Source organism: Burkholderia sp. Bp8986 (genome assembly GCF_003854225.1).
GTDB lineage: Bacteria > Pseudomonadota > Gammaproteobacteria > Burkholderiales > Burkholderiaceae > Burkholderia.
Genome location: NZ_QTQM01000014.1, coordinates 1 through 19,743, shown reverse-complemented (window position 1 = coordinate 19,743; position 19,743 = coordinate 1). Strand labels below are relative to the sequence as shown.

The 19,743-nt window shown below is 69.7% G+C and carries 16 protein-coding genes; 5 read left to right on the top strand and 11 right to left on the bottom strand.

Features of this window, described 5'->3' with window-relative positions; all coding sequences use genetic code 11:
• Positions 1 to 315: 315 nt before the first annotated feature.
• The 6 genes from DID99_RS15035 to DID99_RS15010 form a co-directional block, all read right to left on the bottom strand.
• Positions 316 to 1,815: an alkaline phosphatase family protein gene (locus DID99_RS15035; protein WP_124667035.1), complete on the bottom strand. Its 1,500-nt coding sequence runs from the start codon at positions 1,813 to 1,815 to the stop codon at positions 316 to 318.
• Between the two features lie 321 nt (positions 1,816 to 2,136).
• Complete coding sequence (locus tag DID99_RS15030) at positions 2,137 to 2,907, bottom strand: ABC transporter substrate-binding protein (protein ID WP_124667034.1); 771 nt, start codon at positions 2,905 to 2,907, stop codon at positions 2,137 to 2,139.
• Between the two features lie 150 nt (positions 2,908 to 3,057).
• On the bottom strand, positions 3,058 to 4,287 hold the full coding sequence (locus tag DID99_RS15025) for a cyanate transporter (protein WP_124571154.1): 1,230 nt from the start codon (positions 4,285 to 4,287) through the stop codon (positions 3,058 to 3,060).
• 202 nt (positions 4,288 to 4,489) lie between these two features.
• Positions 4,490 to 5,866, bottom strand: a complete 1,377-nt coding sequence (locus DID99_RS15020) for an FAD-containing oxidoreductase (RefSeq protein ID WP_044845334.1) — start codon at positions 5,864 to 5,866, stop codon at positions 4,490 to 4,492.
• Positions 5,867 to 6,092: 226 nt separating this feature from the next.
• Positions 6,093 to 6,668 (bottom strand): hypothetical protein, encoded by a 576-nt coding sequence (locus tag DID99_RS15015; RefSeq protein WP_124487641.1) that lies wholly within the window; start codon positions 6,666 to 6,668, stop codon positions 6,093 to 6,095.
• Positions 6,668 to 7,132: a GNAT family N-acetyltransferase gene (locus DID99_RS15010; protein WP_044845332.1), complete on the bottom strand. Its 465-nt coding sequence runs from the start codon at positions 7,130 to 7,132 to the stop codon at positions 6,668 to 6,670. Before DID99_RS15010 ends, DID99_RS15015 begins: the two co-directional genes overlap by 1 nt.
• Before the next feature lie 178 nt (positions 7,133 to 7,310).
• On the opposite strand from DID99_RS15010, the gene DID99_RS15005 reads away from it, so the two are divergent.
• Positions 7,311 to 7,949, top strand: coding sequence for a LysE family translocator (locus tag DID99_RS15005; protein ID WP_044845331.1), 639 nt, complete (start codon positions 7,311 to 7,313; stop codon positions 7,947 to 7,949).
• Between the two features lie 225 nt (positions 7,950 to 8,174).
• Here the strand turns inward: DID99_RS15005 and DID99_RS15000 are convergent, their stop codons facing one another.
• Entirely contained in the window at positions 8,175 to 9,386 is a 1,212-nt protein-coding gene (locus DID99_RS15000; RefSeq protein ID WP_124487640.1) for a hypothetical protein, read from the bottom strand.
• Positions 9,387 to 9,872: 486 nt separating this feature from the next.
• On the opposite strand from DID99_RS15000, the gene DID99_RS14995 reads away from it, so the two are divergent.
• Genes DID99_RS14995 through DID99_RS14980 form a run of 4 tightly spaced genes read left to right on the top strand, consistent with a single transcriptional unit; the run spans position 9,873 to position 14,960 of the window.
• Positions 9,873 to 10,622 carry a DUF3348 domain-containing protein gene (locus DID99_RS14995; RefSeq protein ID WP_124487639.1) on the top strand — a complete coding sequence of 250 codons (750 nt, stop codon included), beginning with the start codon at positions 9,873 to 9,875 and terminating at the stop codon, positions 10,620 to 10,622.
• Between the two features lie 10 nt (positions 10,623 to 10,632).
• Positions 10,633 to 13,680: a DUF802 domain-containing protein gene (locus DID99_RS14990; protein WP_124667033.1), complete on the top strand. Its 3,048-nt coding sequence runs from the start codon at positions 10,633 to 10,635 to the stop codon at positions 13,678 to 13,680.
• A 3-nt stretch (positions 13,681 to 13,683) separates the two neighbouring features.
• Positions 13,684 to 14,328, top strand: coding sequence for an OmpA family protein (locus tag DID99_RS14985; protein ID WP_124667032.1), 645 nt, complete (start codon positions 13,684 to 13,686; stop codon positions 14,326 to 14,328).
• A complete protein-coding gene (locus DID99_RS14980) occupies positions 14,325 to 14,960 on the top strand; it encodes a DUF2894 domain-containing protein (protein WP_124667031.1) in 636 nt (211 codons plus the stop codon). The genes DID99_RS14985 and DID99_RS14980 overlap by 4 nt, the downstream gene beginning before the upstream one ends.
• 30 nt (positions 14,961 to 14,990) lie before the next feature.
• On the opposite strand, the gene DID99_RS14975 is transcribed toward DID99_RS14980, so the two are convergent.
• The 4 genes from DID99_RS14975 to DID99_RS14960 form a co-directional block, all read right to left on the bottom strand.
• A complete protein-coding gene (locus tag DID99_RS14975; protein ID WP_124667030.1) occupies positions 14,991 to 15,563 on the bottom strand; it encodes an NADPH-dependent FMN reductase in 573 nt (190 codons plus the stop codon).
• A gap of 54 nt (positions 15,564 to 15,617) precedes the next feature.
• Positions 15,618 to 16,295, bottom strand: coding sequence for a histone acetyltransferase (locus DID99_RS14970; protein ID WP_185733774.1), 678 nt, complete (start codon positions 16,293 to 16,295; stop codon positions 15,618 to 15,620).
• A gap of 586 nt (positions 16,296 to 16,881) precedes the next feature.
• The gene (locus DID99_RS14965; RefSeq protein WP_124667028.1) at positions 16,882 to 18,165 is read right to left on the bottom strand and encodes an isoprenylcysteine carboxylmethyltransferase family protein; all 1,284 of its coding nucleotides are present in this window, start codon (positions 18,163 to 18,165) and stop codon (positions 16,882 to 16,884) included.
• A 120-nt stretch (positions 18,166 to 18,285) separates the two neighbouring features.
• The coding region (locus tag DID99_RS14960) for a collagen-like triple helix repeat-containing protein (protein ID WP_260444578.1) at positions 18,286 to 19,743 on the bottom strand (1,458 nt) is incomplete at its 5' end.

Genomic DNA, 19,743 nt, shown 5'->3' with positions numbered 1-19,743 from the left:
GACCGGGCGCGGAGGTTTTATCTGCACGCGACGCGAATCTGGATGATTGCGACAGCGGGGGGCGGAGGGTGGATGCACGCGCGTGAAGCGCGCCGCGCCGATCGTCGAGGCCACGTCGCATGCGCCGCTCGGGATGCACGCGAATCGTCCGTGGCCCCGGCCATCTGCCGGTCGCCGTCGGCCAGTCGCGACCGGATCTCGGCGATCGACCGATCGCGCTGATGCGTGGCGAACTGCCGGGTGTTGCCCTACGGATCCCCGGCCATCGCTCGCCTGTCGCCGTATCGCGTGTCGGCCGTCGCCTCCACGCGGCCGTCAGCCTCCGGTCCTGAACCCCAGTGCCGCAGCCTTCGCGCGCAACTCGGCGAAGCGGTCGACCGCCGGATTGGTTGCGGGATTGGCCGCCGGATTGGCCGCCATTTGCGACGGATCCACGCCGGTAACCGAACCGGGCGACGACGGCGCGGTCGTCCCCGGACACGTTCCGCCGAACGGACCTTGCGGGACCGTGAACGCCGGCGCGTCCGTGCGCGGCGCGTCGTTGAAATCGAGCGCGTAAGCGAGATTGAAGGTCGCCGGATCGCTGCCGCGCACGCCGAGCGGCTTCAGCCCGAAACGCCATTGCAGCAGCGCGTGAATCGAGCTCGGGTCGAACGGGTAGCGCGTCACCGAGCCTGCCCGCACGCGCGGGCCGAGCAGGGCGAGCGGCACGCGAAAGCCGAGCTTGCCGTCGTTGCCGAGCGCGAGCTCGTTGTTGCTGATCGGCCGGATCGGCGGCACCGCGTGCTCGAGAAACCCGCCCCACTCGTCATATACGACGATCATCAGCGTGCGGTTCCAGGTGGGACTCGTGCGCAGCGCGTCGTACACCTGGTTGAGAAACGCCTGCCCGTCGCGGATGTCCGCATGCGGATGGTCGTCCGCGGACGCACCTTGCAGCTCGCCCGCGAAAACCGGGTCGACCATGCAGAACGGCGGCAGCGTTCCCGCCGCCGCATTCGCCAGGAAATCCGCGAACGCATGCGAGATGCCGAGATAGCGCGTGCCATACAGCGCGGTGAACGGCACGTCGTGGTAGTAGTAACTGCAACCGATGCCGGCGTCGCCCAGGTTGTCCCAGATCGTGCGCAGCGACGAATTGTCGGGGGTGTCGGTGAGGCGGTCGGTGGCGCCGCTGTGCAGGTAGAGGCGATTCGGAAACGTATTGGTCAGCACGCCGCTGAAGTAGAAGTCGCCGATGGTGTAGCTGCTTGCCGCCGCGCTGAAGAACGGCAGGTCGGCCGACGTGTAATAGCCGATGGGCAGCAGGTCGCCCTGGGTCAGGCTCGTCCCGGGCGTCAGGAGCCAGCCGTTCATCTCGCCCGCAGCCAGTTGCGTGCGCGCGCCCTGGTAGGTGTGGTTCGGGTCGTGGTACGCGCATGCCTGATAGCCGTAGGCGGGATTCGCCGACAGCGGAAACGGTGCGTTGGTCCCGCCGAACGCGTCCCTGAACTGCCGATTGGCGGGCATCCCCTCGGCACCCGGCACCCAGCTCATGAAATGGTCGAACGATCGATTTTCCATCGTGACCAGCACGATGTGATCGATGCCGGAACTCGCCGGATCGGGCAACGCCGGCCGCGGCAGGCTGTAGCGATTGCCGCCGTTCGGCGACGGCGCGTCGCCGATCGATGGGGCGCGCGCATTGCCGTCCACGGCCGATATGCCGTCCCCTCCGCCGCCGCAACCCGGCAGTGCGACACTGCCGGCCACCGCGGCAACGCCGGCGAGAAAGCGGCGGCGATCGTAGCGGCGATATGCATTCGTCTCGTCCATGACAACGTCTCCTTCGTTATTAAATGCGGCGCTGGCCAGCCGATCGCGCATCGCGGCAGCCGCGAAGCGACGCGCGCTCGCCGTTCGAACAGGCGAGCAGGCGAGCGGGCGCAAGGCGCAAGCTTCGTGCCTGTTGCTGAACAGGTGGCACTTCGTCGGTGATTGCGAATAGCGAAGCCGTCGTCAGACGATGGGTCGATGCCATTGCACCGGGCGTGGGTCGAAAGGAGTTGACGAACCGGTTCCGGAAAAGAAGAAAGGGGGCGTCGCACTCGCATGCGCCGCCCCCTTTGAGCCACCGGCCGCAACCGGCCGAGTCCGTCAGTTGTAGATATCGAACGAGAAATACTTCTTCGCGATCCGCTGATACGTGCCGTCCTGGATCAGGCTGGCGAGCGCCTGGTTGATCTGCGTGCGCAGCGCGTCGTCGTCCTTGCGCACGCCGATCGCGGAACCGACGCCGAGCGTCTTCGGATCATGCAGCGGCGGCCCCGCGAACGCGAAGTTCGTGCCCTTCGCGGTCTTCAGGAAGCCGAGATCGGCCTGTACCGACGACTGCAGCGACGCGTCGAGACGACCGGCAATCAAATCCTGATAGACGAGGTCCTGCGTCTGGTACGTGCGCACGATCACGCCCTTCGGTTCCCAGTACGTGCGCGCATAGGTCTCCTGCGTCGACCCCTGTTCGACGCCGACGCTCTTGCCGGCCAGCGACTCGGCCGTCGGCTGCAGGTTCGCGCCGCGTCGCGCGACGAGGCGCGGCGGCACGTTGTTGATCTTGTCGGTGAACGCGATCTGCGCGAGGCGCTTCTCGGTCACGCTCATCGACGACAGCACGCCGTCGAACTTGCGCGCCTTCAGCGCCGGGATCATCCCGTCGAAGGCGTTCTCGACCCACACGCAGCGCACCTTCATGCGTTCGCAGATCGCGTTGCCGAGATCGATGTCGAAGCCGACGAGCGTGCCGTCGGGTGCGAGCGATTCGAACGGCGCGTAGCTGGGATCGACGCCGAGGCGCAGGACGGCCGGGTCTTTCGCGGCGGCGGCGCCGGCCGTCAGCGCGAGCGCGACGGCGATGACGAGCTTTTTCATGATTGTCTCCTTACCGATTGATGTCGTTCTGGGGTGAAGCGAATGGCGGCCGATGGGCGTGACGGCCCGCGCCCGGCCATGCGCGGGCGGCTGGACGAGCGCCGCAAGCGGCCGGCGATCGTCCGGATCAGGGAATCCGGTGCTGCGGTGTCAGCGCGCGGCGCCGGTGACGCGCGCCATGCTGCGCCGGTAGCCGGCGGGCGAGAACGTGGCGTTCAGCGCGGCCATCGACGCGATCACGCCGAGATGCATCCACCACGCGATCGCGAAGCCGCCGCCGGCGTCGCGCAGCCAGCCGATCAACCACGGGCTCGCGGCGACGGTCAGGAAGCCGACGCCTTGCACGAACGCGGCGAGCGCACCCGCGAGCCGCGCATCGGGCAGGTGATCGAGCGTGACGATCAGGCTCATCGAGAAGAAGCCGCCGAGCCCGATGCCGACGCTCGCGACCCACATCCACGGCGCGAGCGCGGGCATCGTCGCGAAGCCGGCGAAGCCGGCCGTCTGCAGCGCGAGCGTGAGCCACAGCACCGGGCGGCGATCGTGCGAACGTTTCGCGAACATCGGCATCGCGAGCGCGCCGGCCGCCTGGAACAGCGCCATCCACGCGAGCAGGTTGCCGCTCGCCTGCGGGTTCATGCCGACGCTGCGATAAAACGCGGGCAGCCACGCGACGAGGCTCGCATAGCCGCTGTTGCTGAGGCCGAAGAACAGCGCGAGTTGCCATGCGCGCGGAATGCGTACGAACGCGGCGACGGGCGCCGATGCCGCCGCCGCATGCAGCGCGTCGCGCGGCGCCTTCGCGCGCCACAGCGCGAGCGTGACGAGCGCGGGCACGGCCCACACGGCGAGCGACAGATGCCAGCCGCCGCGCGCGGCGAGCCACGGACTCGCGACCGCGCCGAACGCACCGCCGCCGACCAGCGCGGCCGAATAGAGGCCCATCGCGAGCGGCAGCCGGTCGACGAACCAGCGCTTGGCGAGGCCCGGCGCGAGCGACTGCACCACGGCGACGCCCGCACCCGCGACGATTGCCGTGACGGCCAGTCCGGTGCTGCCGTCGCTCCACAGGCGCGCGGTACAACCCGCGGCGATCAACGCCAGCGCGGCGAGCAGCGCGCGCTGCTCGCCGACGCGCCGCGCGAGCCCGACGCCGAGGCCGGCGACGACACCCATCAGCACGAACGGCAGCGTGGTCAGCAGCGCCGCCGCGCGGAAACCGAGGCCCGTGTCGGCACGCACGAGGTCGAGCACGGGGCCGAACGCGGTCAGGAACGGACGCAGGTTGAGCCCGGCCAGCACCAGCAGCGCGAGCGCGCCATAGGACACGGAAGCCGCGTGCGGGCGGGAAACGGCTTGCGCGGTGCCGGGGTCGGTCATCGGAATGCTCCAGAGGGGGCCGGTGGCCCTGTGATGCGATGCCGAAAGGGTAAAGGCGCGCTCGTCCAGGTGAAAATTAAATATTCGACTGGCGATCAGTGCGGTTTGCGATGGGACGGCGCCGCGTGACGGGGCCGGATGGGCAATGTGCAGCGCGCGTGCATGACGGGCGCGCAGGATGCACGCCCGTTTCCGCGATCCTTCATTCGACCGGATGCAGATCCTGCAGCAAGGTCGGCACGAGCTCCGACACGGTCGGGTGGATGTGCATCGTGCGGCTGATCGTCGTGTACGGCGCGCCGGCGGCCATCACGTCGAGCATGCCGTGCACGACCTCGTCGCCGGTCACGCCGAGGATCGACGCGCCGAGAATCGCATGGCTGTCCGCGTCGACGATCACCTTCATGTAACCCAGGCTCTCGCCTTTTTCCACCGCACGGCCGACGCGCGTCATCGGCCGCGTGCCGACCAGCAGCCGGCGGCCGGTCTGCTTTGCTTCCGCGAGCGTCATGCCGATGCGGGCGAGCGGCGGATCGATGTACATCGCGTACGCGTTGATGCGGTCGGACACCTTGCGCGGATCGTTGTCGAGCAGGTTGGCCGCGACGATCTCGTAGTCGTTGTACGCGGTATGCGTGAACGCGCCGCGCCCGTTGCAGTCGCCGAGCGCCCAGATGCCGGGCACGCTGGTGCGCAGCTGGTCGTCGACCGTGATGTAGCCGCGCGCGTCGGTCGCGACGCCGGCCCGCTCGAGCCCGAGATCGTCGGTGTTCGGCACGCGGCCGACCGCGAGCAGCAGGTGCGAGCCCGCGACCTCGCGGCGGCCGCCGGTGCAGTCGAGGCCGACCGCGACGCCGTCGCCGTCGCGCCGTGCGCTCAGGCAGTTCGCGTCGAGCTGCACGTCGATGCCTTCGTTCTCGAGAATCTCGCGCACGGCCTGCGACACGTCCTCGTCCTCGCGGTGGATCAGGCGCGCGCCTTTCTCGACGATCGTGACCTTCGAGCCGAAGCGGCGGTACATCTGGCCGAATTCGAGCCCGACGTAGCTGCCGCCGATGATCACGAGATGCTCCGGCAGGAAGTCGACGTCCATCATCGTCGAGTTGGTCAGATAGGGCACCGAGTCGAGGCCCGGCATCGGCGGGATCTGCGCGCGTCCGCCGACGTTGATGAAGATGCGTTCGGCCTCGAGCACGTCGTCGCCCACGCGCACCGCATCGGGCCGCTCGAATCGGGCATGACCCTGAAACACCGTCGTGTGGTCGAGCCCGCGCACCCATTGCTCGACGTTGTGGTTCGAGCGGCCGGAGATCCGGTCCTTGCGCGCCTTCACGGCCTTCATGTCGACGCTGACGGGGCCGACCGACACGCCGTACTCCTGCGCGCGCCGCGCGAGTTGCGCGGCATACGCGCTCGCGATCAGCGTCTTGGTCGGGATGCAGCCGGTGTTCACGCAGGTGCCGCCGAAGCGGCCGCGTTCGACGATCGCGACTTTCATGCCGGCGCCGGCGAGCCGTGCGGCGAGCGGCGGCCCGGCCTGGCCCGTGCCGATGACGATCGCATCGAAGTGTTGCGTCATGACGTCCTCCTGCGCTGGTTCAACGTGGGAAGGGACCACGCGCAAGCCGCATGCCGCGCCGGCGCGCGCCCGAACGACGACGAGCGCCTATGGTAGACCGGTTGGCGGGGGGAGGCGAGTCGCGCGGATGCGGGCGACGCGGAACATTGTTCATGACGGCCGGCAGGCTTCATGGCCGGCGGCAACGCGGCTGCGCGCCGGTTGAGGATTGCGCTGCGCGGGTCCTTCAGTCCTTGCGCCGCCATTGGCCGAACGATACCGGCCGGTGCGCATCGGCGCGCGTGACGGTGACTTGGTCGGGCTGCTCGTCGAGCGGAAACGATTCGGTGTAGATCTCGCTGGAGAACAGCCAGCCGCGGGTGCGCGGGTCGTAGCGGAACGTCACGAAGTCGCTCCAGTGTTGCCCGCAGGCGACGAAGTTCTGCACGGTGAAATAGCGGCCTTTCACCGCGAGGCCGCTGTCGGCGGCGTCTTCGGGATCGAACGGATCGCACTGGCCGCCTTCGTTCGCGCGCAGGACGACGTGGTCGTTGCGCGCGGCGAGCCGGTACGCGCGATCGGGCTGCTCCTCGAAGATCAGCAGCGGGCGCGGCGACGGCTGCGCGCGCGTATCGGCTTCGCGATGCACGACGACGAGCAAGCTGCGCCGTCCGTTGCCGAGGTCCGGCCCTTCCTGTACAACGAGCGGCCGGTAGCCGGACGGCAGTTGCGTCGCGACCGATGGCGGCAGGTCGCCGGCGCGTGCGCCGGACGACAGTGCGGCGAGCAGCGCAACCAGGGCGCAGCGTGCGGTGGCGATCATCACAGATCCCGCCCGAGGAACTCGGTGCCTGGCACCGGATTGAACGCGACCGGCGGCGCGGGCGTGAAGCCGAGCGAACCATACAGTTGCCGTGCGGCGACGAACTCGGGCAGCACGTCGAGGCACATCCGCGCATAGCCGGCCGCCTTCGCGTCGCGCAGCAGCCGTTCGACGAGCTGGCGGCCGACGTTCAGCCCGCGCGCGTCTGGGCGCACGTACACGCGCTTCATCTCGCACGTCGTCGCGTCGATTTCCCGAAACGCCGCGCAGCCGACCGCGCGCTCGCCGTGCCATGCGAGCAGCAGTTGCCCGCGCGGGGCTGCGTATTTGCCCGGCAGTGCGGCGAGCTCCGGCTCGTAGTCCTGGAACGCGAGGCTGACGGTGGGGCTTGCGATGTATTCGCGGAAGATCGCTTCGACGACGGCGGCATCGTCGGGATAGCGGGCGGCGCGGATCTCGATCATGGGGCGGGGCGCGAGGGCGGGAACGGCAGCCAGCATAGCAGCGCGCGGGCGCTTTCGGCGGGCGGCGAAGCGTGCCAGAATCGTCGGCTTCAGCGTCGGCGATCGATGCAATGCGACTCGATTCTCGACGCGACACGCAGGCGCCGGCGTTTCGGCGCCGCCGACCAAGGAGACTTCGATGACTGCATCGGCTGCCGTACTCGCCATTCTGGCCGCGCTGTGGCTTGGCGCAATGATTCCGGGACCGAGTTTCGTGCTGGTCGCCCGCAATTCGATCGGGCTGTCGCGCCGCGACGGGCTCGCGACCGCGCTCGGCATGGGTGTCGGCGGGATCGCGTTCGGCGGCGTCGCGCTGGCCGGGCTCTATACGCTGCTGCAGGCGGTCGAATGGCTGTACGTCGGGCTCAAGGTGGCCGGCGGCGCATACCTGATCTACATGGCGTCGAAGATCTGGCGCGGCGCCGACCGGCCGATCGCGATGGACGACCCGCAGGCCGTCGTCGCCGGCAGCGCGCGCAAGTCGTTCTGGACCGGCCTCACGACCCAGCTGAGCAATCCGAAGACGGCGATCTGGTACGGCAGCATCTTCGCGGCGCTGTTGCCGCAGCATCCGCCGCTGTGGTGCTACCTGGCGCTGCCGCCGCTCGTGTTCGGCGTCGAATTCGGCTGGTACACGATCGTTGCGCTGTGCTTTTCGACCCGCCGGCCGCGCGAACTCTACCTGCGCGCGAAGAAGTGGGTCGACCGCGTCGCGGCCGGCGCGATCACGCTGCTCGGCCTGCGGCTGATCCTGAACGCGCCGAAAGCGGGGATCTGACGGCAGGCGGTGCCGCTCGCGCGCACCGTCGTTTCATTCCCGACGGGCATGCCGGCGCGGCCGGTCATTCCGTCCGGTGGCGGGACGGTCCGAGCCGGGCGATTCTTTTGGGCCCATCCGCCCCGTCCGCCCCGTCCATCAGCCCATCCGCTCATCAGCCCATCCGCCCATCCGCCCATCCGCCCAATCCGCCCAATCCGCTCAATCCGCCCGCGCGAGCGCGCGTCACACCGCCGGAAACCGCTCCAGCAGCGCCGCGAACCGCGCCTCGTCCGGAAACGCCTTCACTTCATACCGCACCGGCCGATGCGCGGTGGCTGTCATCAGGTCGCCGCACGCGTCCCGCAGCGCGGCCATCGGCACGTGCGCCGACTGCCGCGTCGCTTCCCGGTAGAGCACGACGATGTCCGTCTCGGGCAGCAGCGTCGGCACACCGTCGCTCCACACGCTGACACTGAACAGTTCGCCGTTCTGCCGTCGATACACGGTGTAGGTCGCCACGAAGATGTCGGTGCCGTCCCGCTTGTGCAGCTCGTCCAGCTGCGTGCGCTGATCCTGGTAGTCGCCGGCGAGTTCGTCCACGCGCAGCGCGTGCAGCTTCGCCTCCAGTCCTGCCGGGATGAAGTTCCGCCACGCGGCGCCGTCCCAGCGCAGCATCAGCGGCGGCAGCGGACGCGGCTGCGCGCGCGCGTGTTCGGCAAGTTCGACCATCGTCGCGAGACCGGCCGTGTTGCGGTCGCCGGTGAGCAGCAGCACGGCCCGGTTCGGCGCCATCACGACCGGCGCGCCGGAGATCGGCTGGCGATGCAGCAGGTCGGTCAGCAGCAGCCGCGACGCGTCGTAGTAGTCGCCGAACTGCGACAGGAACACGCCGTCGCGCAACGCGACCCACGGTGCCGACGACGCGCCGCGCAGGTTGTCGATCGCGATGTCGCAGGCGGCGTCGAAGCTGACGCCCCATTCGGCGAGCCGCGCGCTCGTCAGCCGCGCGACGCTGAATTCGCCGTCGTACGCGATGCCGATCTCGAGGTTCTCGCACAGTGGCCGGAACGCCACCTCCGACGCTTCGGGCTGTCCGGCGAGCTGCAGCGCGACCGTGCCGCGCTCGGTCGCGCTGCGGATCACGGGGCGCAGCCGCGCGCGCACGTCCGCGAAGTTCGCCGGAATCTCGTGCTGCATCATCGCGTTCGCCTGGCGCAGCAGCGTCGCTTCGCGCTCGGTGGGCTTCGCGTCCGCGTAATCGCGGAACAGGTTGTGGAGGTTGATGATGTTCGACGGGGCATCGGCTTGCACGAGACGGCCCTTGTCGTGCTCGTGAAGCCACTCGCGCGTGTCGCCGGTCGCGCGCAGCGCGGCGATCAGGCGTTCGGCGAAGTCCTGCCGGCTGGGCGGTTTGCTGAAGCGCTCGCGCAGGCGCGCGACGAAGTCGGAAATCATCGTATGCGGTCGGGCGGGCCCGTCTGTTATTGATCTCTCGTTGTCATGGGCGGCGCCACCCGTCTCCCTTGGGGGCGCGCGCTGCGACCCGCCGATATCGGCCGGATACCCGGAATGCGGCCGGTGGCGGCCCGCGCGCCGGCTGCATGGCGGCGCGGGCCCGCGTCGGACGCGATTCGCGTGGCGGGTGTCGCGATGGTACCGCACGTCCGTGATGGAAACGCGTGTGGGTGAATGTTTGTTGATGCACAGGTGAGAGCCCGAACCCCGAACCGGCCCGCCCGCCCGCGCCGGCTCTGGAACGCGGCCCGACTCGTCGCCTGACCCGCGCCGGCGCTGGCGAAAACCCCGACAACCGCCCCGCGAGCCTTGTACGGCGGGCGTTCGCGCCGGTTGCGCGGCGTGCCGTGCCGGGCCGCTTCCCCGATTCTGGCGGCCGACCTCCCGACGACGTGTAAACTGCTGCCTTTTTTGACGGTTTGCAGCATGGTGCAAGCACCCCCGCGCCCGGCACTGAGCGGCCCGACGCTCGTCCGGCTGCTCGCGCGCCTGACCGATGCCGACGTCGCGGAATCCCGGCAGACGCTGTCGGACCGCCTGAGCCAGTGGCTCGGCTGGACCGACGCGATCACGCTGTCGTCCGCGCTGAATGCGAGCCCGCCCGGCGTCGCGGCCGGCGTGCGCGGTTACGACGCCGAGCGCGACTGCGCGCGCGTGCGTCACGACCTCGCGCAGGCGATCACGGCCGCCCACCGTCCGCGTACGCGGCGGCGCCCAGGCGAAATGCCGCCGCCGCCCGCCGACACGGCGGACTTCGCGGATTTCCGCCAGAGCTGTCTGTCCCTGCAGCAGGAAATGGAAACGGCGATCGGCCAGTTGCGCGGCCGCCTGCGGGTCGCGCTGGCCGCGCGCGCGTCCGGGATGGCGCGGCTCGCGGCGCTCGACGCGATCATGGAGCGCGTGCTCGGCGCGCGCGAGCGCAGCCTGCTGTCCGCCGTGCCCGCGCTGCTCGGCACGCGCTTCGAGCGGCTGCGCGACGCGGAACGGCAGGCGCTGGCCGACGCGCAAGCGGCGGCCGCTGCCGATCCCGACGGCGACGCACCGCCCGCTGTGGCGATCGTGCCCGGCACGTGGCTCGACACGTTCCGCAACGAGATGCAAAGCATCCTGCTCGCCGAACTCGAAGTCCGGTTTCAAACGGTAGACGGGCTGCTCGCGGCCCTTCGTACCTGCTAATCCCTACGCTATGTCCAGAATTCGTCTTGATCTCGTTGTCTTCATCGCCGGCCTGCTCGCAGTGTGCTGGATCGGCGTCGGCTATGTCGCGTCGAACCCGCTCGCGACGGCCGTCACGCTGCTGATCGGCGCGTGCTACGTCGCCGGTGCGTGGGAGCTGCGGCGCTACCGGCAGGCGACCGCCACGTTGTCGCGCGCGGTGGCCGGGCTGACCGAACCGCCGGCGCAGCTCGACACCTGGCTCGACACGCTGCCCGCGGGCCTGCGCGGCGCCGTGCGGGCACGCGTCGAAGGCGCGCGCGTCGCGCTGCCGGGCCCGTCGCTGACGCCGTATCTCGTCGGCCTGCTCGTGCTGCTCGGCATGCTCGGCACGCTGCTCGGGATGGTCGTCACGCTGAAGGGCACGGGCGCCGCGCTCGAAAGCGCGACCGACCTCGACGCGATCCGCGCGTCGCTGATCGCGCCGGTGAAGGGCCTCGGCTTCGCGTTCGGCACGTCGATCGCGGGCGTCGCGACGTCGGCGATGCTCGGCCTCCTGTCCGCGCTCGTGCGCCGCGAACGGCTCGACGCGGGCCAGCAACTCGACGCGAAGATCGCGACGACGCTGCGCGTGCATTCGTCCGCACACCAACGCGACGAATCCTTCCGGCTGCTGCAGCGCCAGGCCGACGTGATGCCGGCCCTGGTCGACCGGCTGCAGACGATGATGACGACGCTCGAGGCGCGCAGCGTCGCGCTGCACGATCGCCAGATCGAAAGCCAGCAGGCGTTCTTCGATCGGACCGAGCGCGCGTATGCGGGCCTGGCGTCGAACGTCGGCGATGCGCTGAAGGAAAGCGCCGCCGAGAGCGCGCGCGTCGCCGGTGCCGCGCTGCAGCCGGTCGTCGCGGCGACGATGACGGGGCTCGCGCAGGAGATGGCCGCGTTGCGCGACACCGTGACGGGCGCCGTGCAGCGTCAGCTCGACGGGCTGACCGACGGTTTCGAGAAGACCACCGGGAACGTGACGGCCGTCTGGAACCGCGCGCTCGACGAGCAGCGCCGCGCGGGCGACGCCGTCGCGCAGCAATTGCAGACGACGCTCGGCCAGTTCACCGACACCTTCGCGCAGCGGTCGACGGACCTGCTCGACGGCGTCGCGACGCGCCTCGAATCGACCGAAAGCCGGCTGTCCGACGTGTGGCGCGATGCGCTCGCGCGCCAGGAGCAGGTCGGCGCGACGCTGGCCGGCCAGCATGCGCAGGCGCTCGGCGAAGCCGCCGCGACCTTCGAGCGGCATTCCGGCGCGGCGCTCGCCGCGATGCGCGAGTCGCATGCGGGGCTGCAGACGCAACTGGCCGCGCGCGACGAGGAACGCCTGGCGGCGTGGAATGCGTCGCTGACGGCGATGGCCGCGAAGCTCGGCGACGAATGGCAGCGCGCGGGCGCGCACAGCGCGGGCCGTCAGCAGGAAATCTGCGATGCGCTGGCGCAAACGACGCGCGATCTCGCGGCACAGGCGTCTACGTTCGAACAACGTTCGAGCGATCTGCTGTCGACGATCCGCGAGTCGCATACGGGCTTGCAGACGCAACTCGCGGCACGCGACGAGGAACGTCTGTCCGCATGGAACGACTCGCTCGCCGCGATGGCGACGAAGCTCGGCGACGAATGGCAGCGCGCGGGCGCGCACAGCGCGGGCCGTCAGCAGGAAATCTGCGATGCGCTCGCACAAACGACGCGCGATCTCGCGGCACAGGCGTCTACGTTCGAACAACGTTCGAACGATCTGCTGTCGACGATTCGCGATTCGCACACGGGGCTGCAAACGCAACTGGCCGCGCGCGATGAGGAGCGCCTGTCCGCATGGAACGACTCGCTCGCCGCGATGGCGACGAAGCTCGGCGACGAGTGGCAGCGCGCGGGCGTGCACAGTGCGGGCCGTCAGCAGGAAATCTGCGACGCCCTTGCACAAACCACGCGCGATCTGACCGCACAAGCAGCGACGTTCGAGCAACGTTCGAACGACCTGTTGTCGACGATCCGCGATTCGCACACGGGGCTGCAAACGCAACTGGCCGCACGCGACGAAGAACGCCTGTCGGCATGGAACGATTCGCTAGCCGCGATGGCTGCAAAGCTCGGCGAAGAGTGGCAGCGCGCGGGCGTACACAGCGCGGGCCGTCAGCAGGAAATCTGCGACGCACTCGCACAAACGACGCGCGATCTGACCGCACAAGCTTCCACGTTCGAACAACGCTCGAATGACCTGCTGTCGACGATCCGCGAATCGCACACGGGCCTGCAAACGCAACTGGCCGCGCGCGACGAAGAACGCCTGTCCGCATGGAACGACTCGCTCGCCGCGATGGCCGCCGCGCTGCGCGACGAATGGGCGCAGACGAGCGCGCAGGCCGCGACGCGCCAGCAGGACATCTGCGACACGCTGACCCGCACCGCGAACGACATCACCGCGCAGGCGCAGGTGCATGCAAGCGACACGATCAACGAGATCTCGCGCCTCGTGCAGGCCGCATCGGAAGCGCCGAAGGCCGCGGCCGACGTCGTCGCCGAACTGCGCCAGCGCCTGTCCGACAGCATGGTGCGCGACACCGCGATGCTCGAGGAGCGCAGCCGCCTGCTCGCGACGCTCGAGACGCTGCTCGGCGCGGTCAATCACGCGTCGACCGAACAGCGTACCGCGATCGATGCGCTCGTCAGCACGTCGGCCGACCTGCTCGAGCGCGTCGGCGCGCGCTTCAACGACACCGTCGATGCCGAAACGCGCAAGCTCGATTCGGTCGCCGCACAGGTCACGGCCGGTGCGGTCGAGGTCGCGAGCCTCGGCGATGCGTTCGGCGCGGCCGTGCAGGTGTTCGGCGAGTCGAACGACAAGCTGCTGAACCACCTGCAGCGCATCGAGGCCGCGCTCGAGAAATCGCTCGCGCGCAGCGACGAGCAGCTCGAGTACTACGTCGCGCAGGCGCGCGAGGTGATCGACCTGAGCATGATGTCGCAGAAGCAGATCGTCGAGGACCTGCAGCAGATCGCCGGTCGGCGGGCATCGGTCGGAGCGTAACGCATGCACGACGAAATCGACGACGGCGCGCCTTCCGCGCCGGTGTGGCCCGCGTTCGCCGACCTGATGTCGGTGCTGCTCGGCGCATTCGTGCTGATCCTCGTCGGCGTGATCGGCATGCAGTTGCAGCTCACGTCGAAGCTCGAGGAAGCCGTGCGCGCGCGCCAGCAGGAAGCGCAGCAGCGCAAGTCGCTCGAGGAGGCGCTGGCCGGGCCGCTCGCGGCCGGCCGCGTGACACTCGTGAACGGCCGCATCGGCATCAGCGGCAACGTGCTGTTCGCGCTGAACTCCGACCAGTTGCAGCCCGAGGGCCGCGATCTGTTGAAGACGCTGGCTGCGCCGCTGGCCGCCTACCTGAAGACGCGCGACGAGATCCTGATGATCAGCGGCTTCGCCGACGACCAGCAGGTGCGTGCCGGCAACCGCCAGTTCGCGGACAACTGGGAACTGTCGGCCAAGCGCGCGCTGACGGTCACGCGTGCGCTGATCGACGCCGGCGTGCCGGCGAAGTCGGTGTTCGCGGCCGCGTTCGGCTCCGAGCAGCCGGTCAGCTCGAACGCGGACGATGAAGGCCGCGCGAAGAACCGTCGCGTGGAGATCGCGCCGGTGCCGCGCAAGACCGCGTCGAGCGGAGGGAAGGCGAAGTGACGGACGATGCGACGCACGTGCGCGCGACGCTCGACGCGTGGCGCGAGCAGGGCGCCGACCGGCTCGATCCGGTGCGCTTCCATCGGCTCGACGCGCTCGAGAAGCGCGCGGCCGCGCTCGACGGCGATGCGCGCGCGTTGCTCGATGCGCGGCTCGCGATGCTGCTGGAAGGGTTTGCGCAGATCGTCGCGCGAGCCGGTGAAGCGGCAGCCGCCAGCTCGGCGGCGCAAGCGAACGCGCAGGCGCCTGTGCGTGGTGCGATCGGCGGGCTCGTCGAGCGCCTCGCGCGCGATGCAGAGGCTGACCGGCGCGGGATCGATCCCGCGCTGATCGACTACTTCCGCGCGATGTGGTCGAAGGTCCGCACCGAACAGCAGTACCGCCAGTCGCTCGACCAGGTGCCGCGCAACGCGGGACCGCTCAATTCGAACAGCCTCGTGCACCGGTCGCTCGCGACGATGCGCGAGCTGTCGCCGGAATACCTGCAGCAGTTCCTGTCGTACATCGATGCGCTGGCGTGGCTCGAGGATCTGGCCGGCGGCGGCGCGCAGCCGGAGAAGGAGGCGCCGCGCGCGAAAGCCGCGAAGACGCTGAAGCCGGCGAAGAAGACCACGCGCACCAAGGCGCGATAACGCACGCACTTGCGCCGCGCCGATCGTTGTCTAGCGAGCGGTCGCCTGCTCGTCGATCGCCGCGCGCAGCGCGTGCAACGCGTCGGTCAGCGCCGATGCGAACGGCGGATGCGCGGCGATGCCCGCCGCGTCGAGCCGGCTGCCGAGGATCGGCAGCGTGATCGACGCGCGCTCGACGATGCACGCCGACATCACCGACAGCGTTTCCCGCAGCGCCGCGTCCGCATGCGTCGCGCGCGGCGACGCGTTCAATACCGCGACCGGCTTGTACACGACGGCCTCGCATCCCACGATCCAGTCCAGCGCGTTCTTCATCACGCCCGTCACGCCGTGCGCGTATTCCGGGCTCGCGATCAGCACGCCGTCCGCGGCATTCAGCCGCTCGATCAGGTCGCGCACCGCGGCCGGCGACGGATCTTCGATATCGGGGTTGAACAGCGGAAACTCGCCGAGACGATCGAAACGCGTGATGCGCATCCCGCGCGGCGCAACGCGGGCGGCTGCGTCCAGCAGCGCCGCGTTGTGCGACTGTGCACGCAGGCTGCCGCACAGCGCGACGATGTCGATGCGGCGCTCGGAATCGGTTCGGGGTTCGATAGCCATCGAGGAGCGTAGGGGTGGGAGTCTTGCGCGGCGACGGCGCGCGGATCCGCCGGATTATCTCATCGGGGCGCGAGCAACGTGTCGCGCGTCGGCGACGCGGCGCAGGTGATGCGATTCGCGTCCGTTCCGCGGCAACTGCGTGTCCTGACCCCGGGTGGCAACCGTGTCGCGCATCCCGGTTGCCCGTGCCAGGTCACCGAGTGTCCATCCGTCGCCGAGCAACAGGCGGCGCGTATGCAGCGCACCGTACACGTCGTCCGCGACGGTTTCGCCGAGATAGCGCAGCGCGCGGCCTTCGACGTCGACGAAGCCGTGCCGGTAGTCGTGCGCGAGCGCGGTCCACAGCTGTGCCGCGCCGACCGACTGACGCGCGCCGCTGATCAGGCAGAGACCCGCGTCGAGTCCCCATCGATACAGCGTCGTCGCAAGCCCCTTGCGTTGCGCGGACCCGCGCAGCCGCGTATGCGGCGCGCGCAGGTAGCGGTCCGCGCGGCGCGGCAGTTCGGGAAGCCGGTTGAAGATCGTGTAGCCGGCGAGCTGCCGGGCCGACGGATCCTCGACGTAAAGGAAATATTCGCCGTCGGCCTCGCGGTGGCGGACGATCAGGCCCGAGTCGCCGAGCGCGACGGCCGGCAGGCCGTGCAGGCGATGGCCCGGCTGGTTCAGACGCGCGTGGAGCATGTCGAGTTCATCGTCGATGTCGTGCTGGGAATGCTGTACGTCGATACGCATGGCAAAAGGCGCCCGTCCCGGGCGCATCGAGAAAGGGGTTCATCGCAAACGGGAAAGGAAATGGCAGCGGCCCCCGGGCTCGACGTGCGAGCCGGGGCCGCGAATCAGCTGGGGATGTGCTGGAAACCGGCGGCGATCGCGGCGAGGCCCGCGATGCAGAGTGCGAACAGGATCAGGACTTTGTGGATCACGCCTCTCTCCTCATGAACGCGCGGCGCCGAACGGCGGTGCCGCGGAGACGGTGATGGCGGGCGCGGCCCGCGCGGCCGTCGTGCGTGACGACGGTCGAAGGTCCGGGCGGCAGGCGCGCGGACGGTCAGCACCATACGCGACGGGCACGGGACGGGCAACCGGACGGCGGGAGAAAAGCGACGAAACGCGGGGAATCGAGGGTGTTTCGCGACAATCGGTCGCAAGGGGCGGATGTGTCGATGTCGCTTGTCGGTGTTTGTCTCGAAATTACACACACTTCACGGCAGACGAACTTCATCAGGATCTGCTCATGGGAGCGGGCCCGTCCAAGGATCGCCGAGCCGCAACGACCTTCTTCACACGGTGGTTGCGGCGATCTCGTCGCGCCGCCGCCTCACCCTGCCTGCCGCACCCCGAACGCCTGCCTGATCCGCGCTAACAACCCATGCTGCGCGATCCATTCCGCATACGCGCGATAGTCAGGATCGCGCATCAAATGACGTTCCTCCGTCTTCGCCCGCGTGTAGTAGATCAGATTGACCGCGACGAGCCCCGCGCAGTGCATCAGCCCGACCTGCCAGCCGAGCGGCTCGACGAACGGCACCGACACCATCCAGTACGACAGGTTCTTCGTGATGTACGCCGGATGCTTCGTGAAACGATACGGGCCCGACGTGATGATCCCGCGGTTCGTGAGGTTCGAGAAACGCAGCCCGAACGAGATCGTCGACAGCGCATAGGTCATCAGCAGCAGGATGATCGCCGCGCCCCAGATCACGCGCAGCGTCGGCGCGGACAGCAGCCAGTTGTCCCAGAACAGCGAGCCTTCGTAGCGGATGTAGTTGTTCGAGATCAGCGACCAGAACGGCTGGTAGCACATCAGCGCGGCGACCCAGCCGAGCGTGGTCGGCTCGACGGTGCGCACGTGGCTGTCGAGGATGCGGAACGTGCACAGGTAGCCGACGGTGCCGAACATCAGGTCCATCGTGAACGACAGGTCGTACAGGAACACGAAGGTCGCGATCGTCATCGGCGCGTTCACTGCGTGCGCAAGCGATGCGCTCAGGTGATCGGCGTCCTTCGACAGGTAGACCGTCATCAGCGGCAGGAAGAACGCCTTCACGCCCCAGCCGGCGAGCATCTCGCGCACGGGCTGCCAGCTCGCGGGCTGCTCGCGGCGGAACAGGTAGCGGCCCCACAGCAGGTACGCGTCGTCGGTCTCGCGCTGGTGGCGATCCATCCACGCGAAGTAGAACGGCGCGGCGACGATCACGTACGGCGCGAGCGAGCGCAGCAGCGACCAGAACGGCAGGTAGAACGCGCCGTGATATTCGGGCAGCAGCCAGTAGATCGCGGCGATGCAGGCGTAGATCGACGTCAGCGCGCCGAGCCGCGTCGCGACGCGGGCGAGCCCGAGCGGGCGCACGGCCTGGCGCGACAGTCCCGCGCTCGGGCGCAGGTAGACGCGCGAGATGAAGATTTCGTGCAGCGCGATCGTGCCGATGATCGCGAGGCTGGCGACGACCGCGCGCGTGGCCGCATCGAGGCTCGGCTGGTCGCGCGTGATCCACAGCGCGAAGAGACCGGCCGCGATGCCGAGCAGGCCGGCGCGGAACGGCGTGGCGGAACGGGGCGGGCGGTCCTGGACCGCGGCGATGCCGTCGAGCGTGGAATTCATGATCGGATCCTCGTCGGGATGACGGCCGGCGCCCCCGCTTGGCGGGTGGCGCCGGCCATCGGCCGGGCTTTGGATTGGTATGTGCCCGGCCATTGGCCTGTGGTTCTGATACGTGACGCGTTACTTCTTCGGGGCGGTGCCGAGCAGGCCGCCGAGCAGGTTCGTCACCGGTGCCAGCAGGTTGGTCGCGCCAGCCGCGGTGCCGCCGTTCGAACTGCCGGTCAGGCCGGCCGTGACGGTGCCGCTGCCGGACGGCGTCGTCACCGTGCCGGCCGCGCCGCCCGGGCTGGCCGTGCCGACTGCGCCGAGCGTGCCGGCCGCCGACGTCAGCGAGCCCGTCAGCGTGCCGACCGGGCCGCTCGTCAGCGCACCGCCGAGGTTGCCGGTCAGGTTGCCGCCCGGCGTCGTGACCGTGCCGGTGAGGCTTGCGCCAAGCGGCGTCAGCGAATTGACGAGGCCGGTGACCGGTGCCAGCAGGCTGCCGGCGCCCGAGCTGCTGGTACCGCTCGTGCCGCTGGTGCCGCCCGTACCGCTCGAACCGAGGCCGCCGAGGGCGCCCGTCACCGTGCCGAGCAGGCCCGTGATCGGCGCGAGCGGGCCGCCGCTGGTGCCGCTCGTCCCGCTGGTGCCGCCGGAGCCGCTCGAACTGCTGCCGCCGCCGAGGGCGCCCGTCAGCGAACCGAGCACGCCCGTGATCGGGGCGAGCGGGTTGGTGCCGCTGCTGGAACTGCCGCTGGACAGCAGGCCGCCTGTCGACGACACCGTGTTGCCGAGCTGGGACACGCTGTTGCCGGCGCTCGTGCCGACCGGGTTGCCGGTCGCGCTGCCGACCTGCGTACCGGCGAGGCCGAGGCCGCTGCCGAGCGTGTTCAGCAGGCCGCTGAGCGGGGCGCCGAGCAGGGTCGCGTTGCCGAGCGTCTGCGTGGCGCCAGGCGTCGTGACGCCGCCGGTCAGCGTGTTGGTGATCGGGTTGATCACGCTGCCGAGCTGCGTCTCGAGTTGCTGGACCGGCGCGCTGTTCAGCGCCGTGTTGAGCGCCGATGCGGTGGAGTTGACCGCGGTGCCGACCGTGTTGACGAGACTGCCGACCAGGGTCGTCGCCGGCGCGAGCGGCGCCAGCGGACCGGTGCCGAGGCTCGTCACCGCGTTGCCGAGGTTGTTGACGGCGCCGCCGGCGCCGGTCAGCAGGCCGGTGGTCGAAGTGAGCGTCGGGCCGAGCGGGTTCGGCGACACGCCGATCGAGCCAAGGCCGGCCGCGACGCCGTTGCCGAGCGACTGCACGCCGTTGCCGAGGCTGGTGACCGCATTGCCGATGCTGGTGGCCGTCGTCGGGTTCGTGCCGGGGACCTGTACGCCGCCGATCTGCGACCCGCCGTTCGCGACCGTCGTGCCCAGTGCCGTGACGAGCGTGCCGGTTTGCTGGAGGACGTTGCCGAGCGGGGTGGCGCTGGTGCCGGAGGTGCCTGAAGTACCGGAAGTGCCCGACGTGCCGGACGTGCCCGAGGTGCCTGAAGTACCGGAAGTGCCCGACGTGCCGGACGTGCCCGAGGTGCCTGAAGTACCGGAAGTGCCCGACGT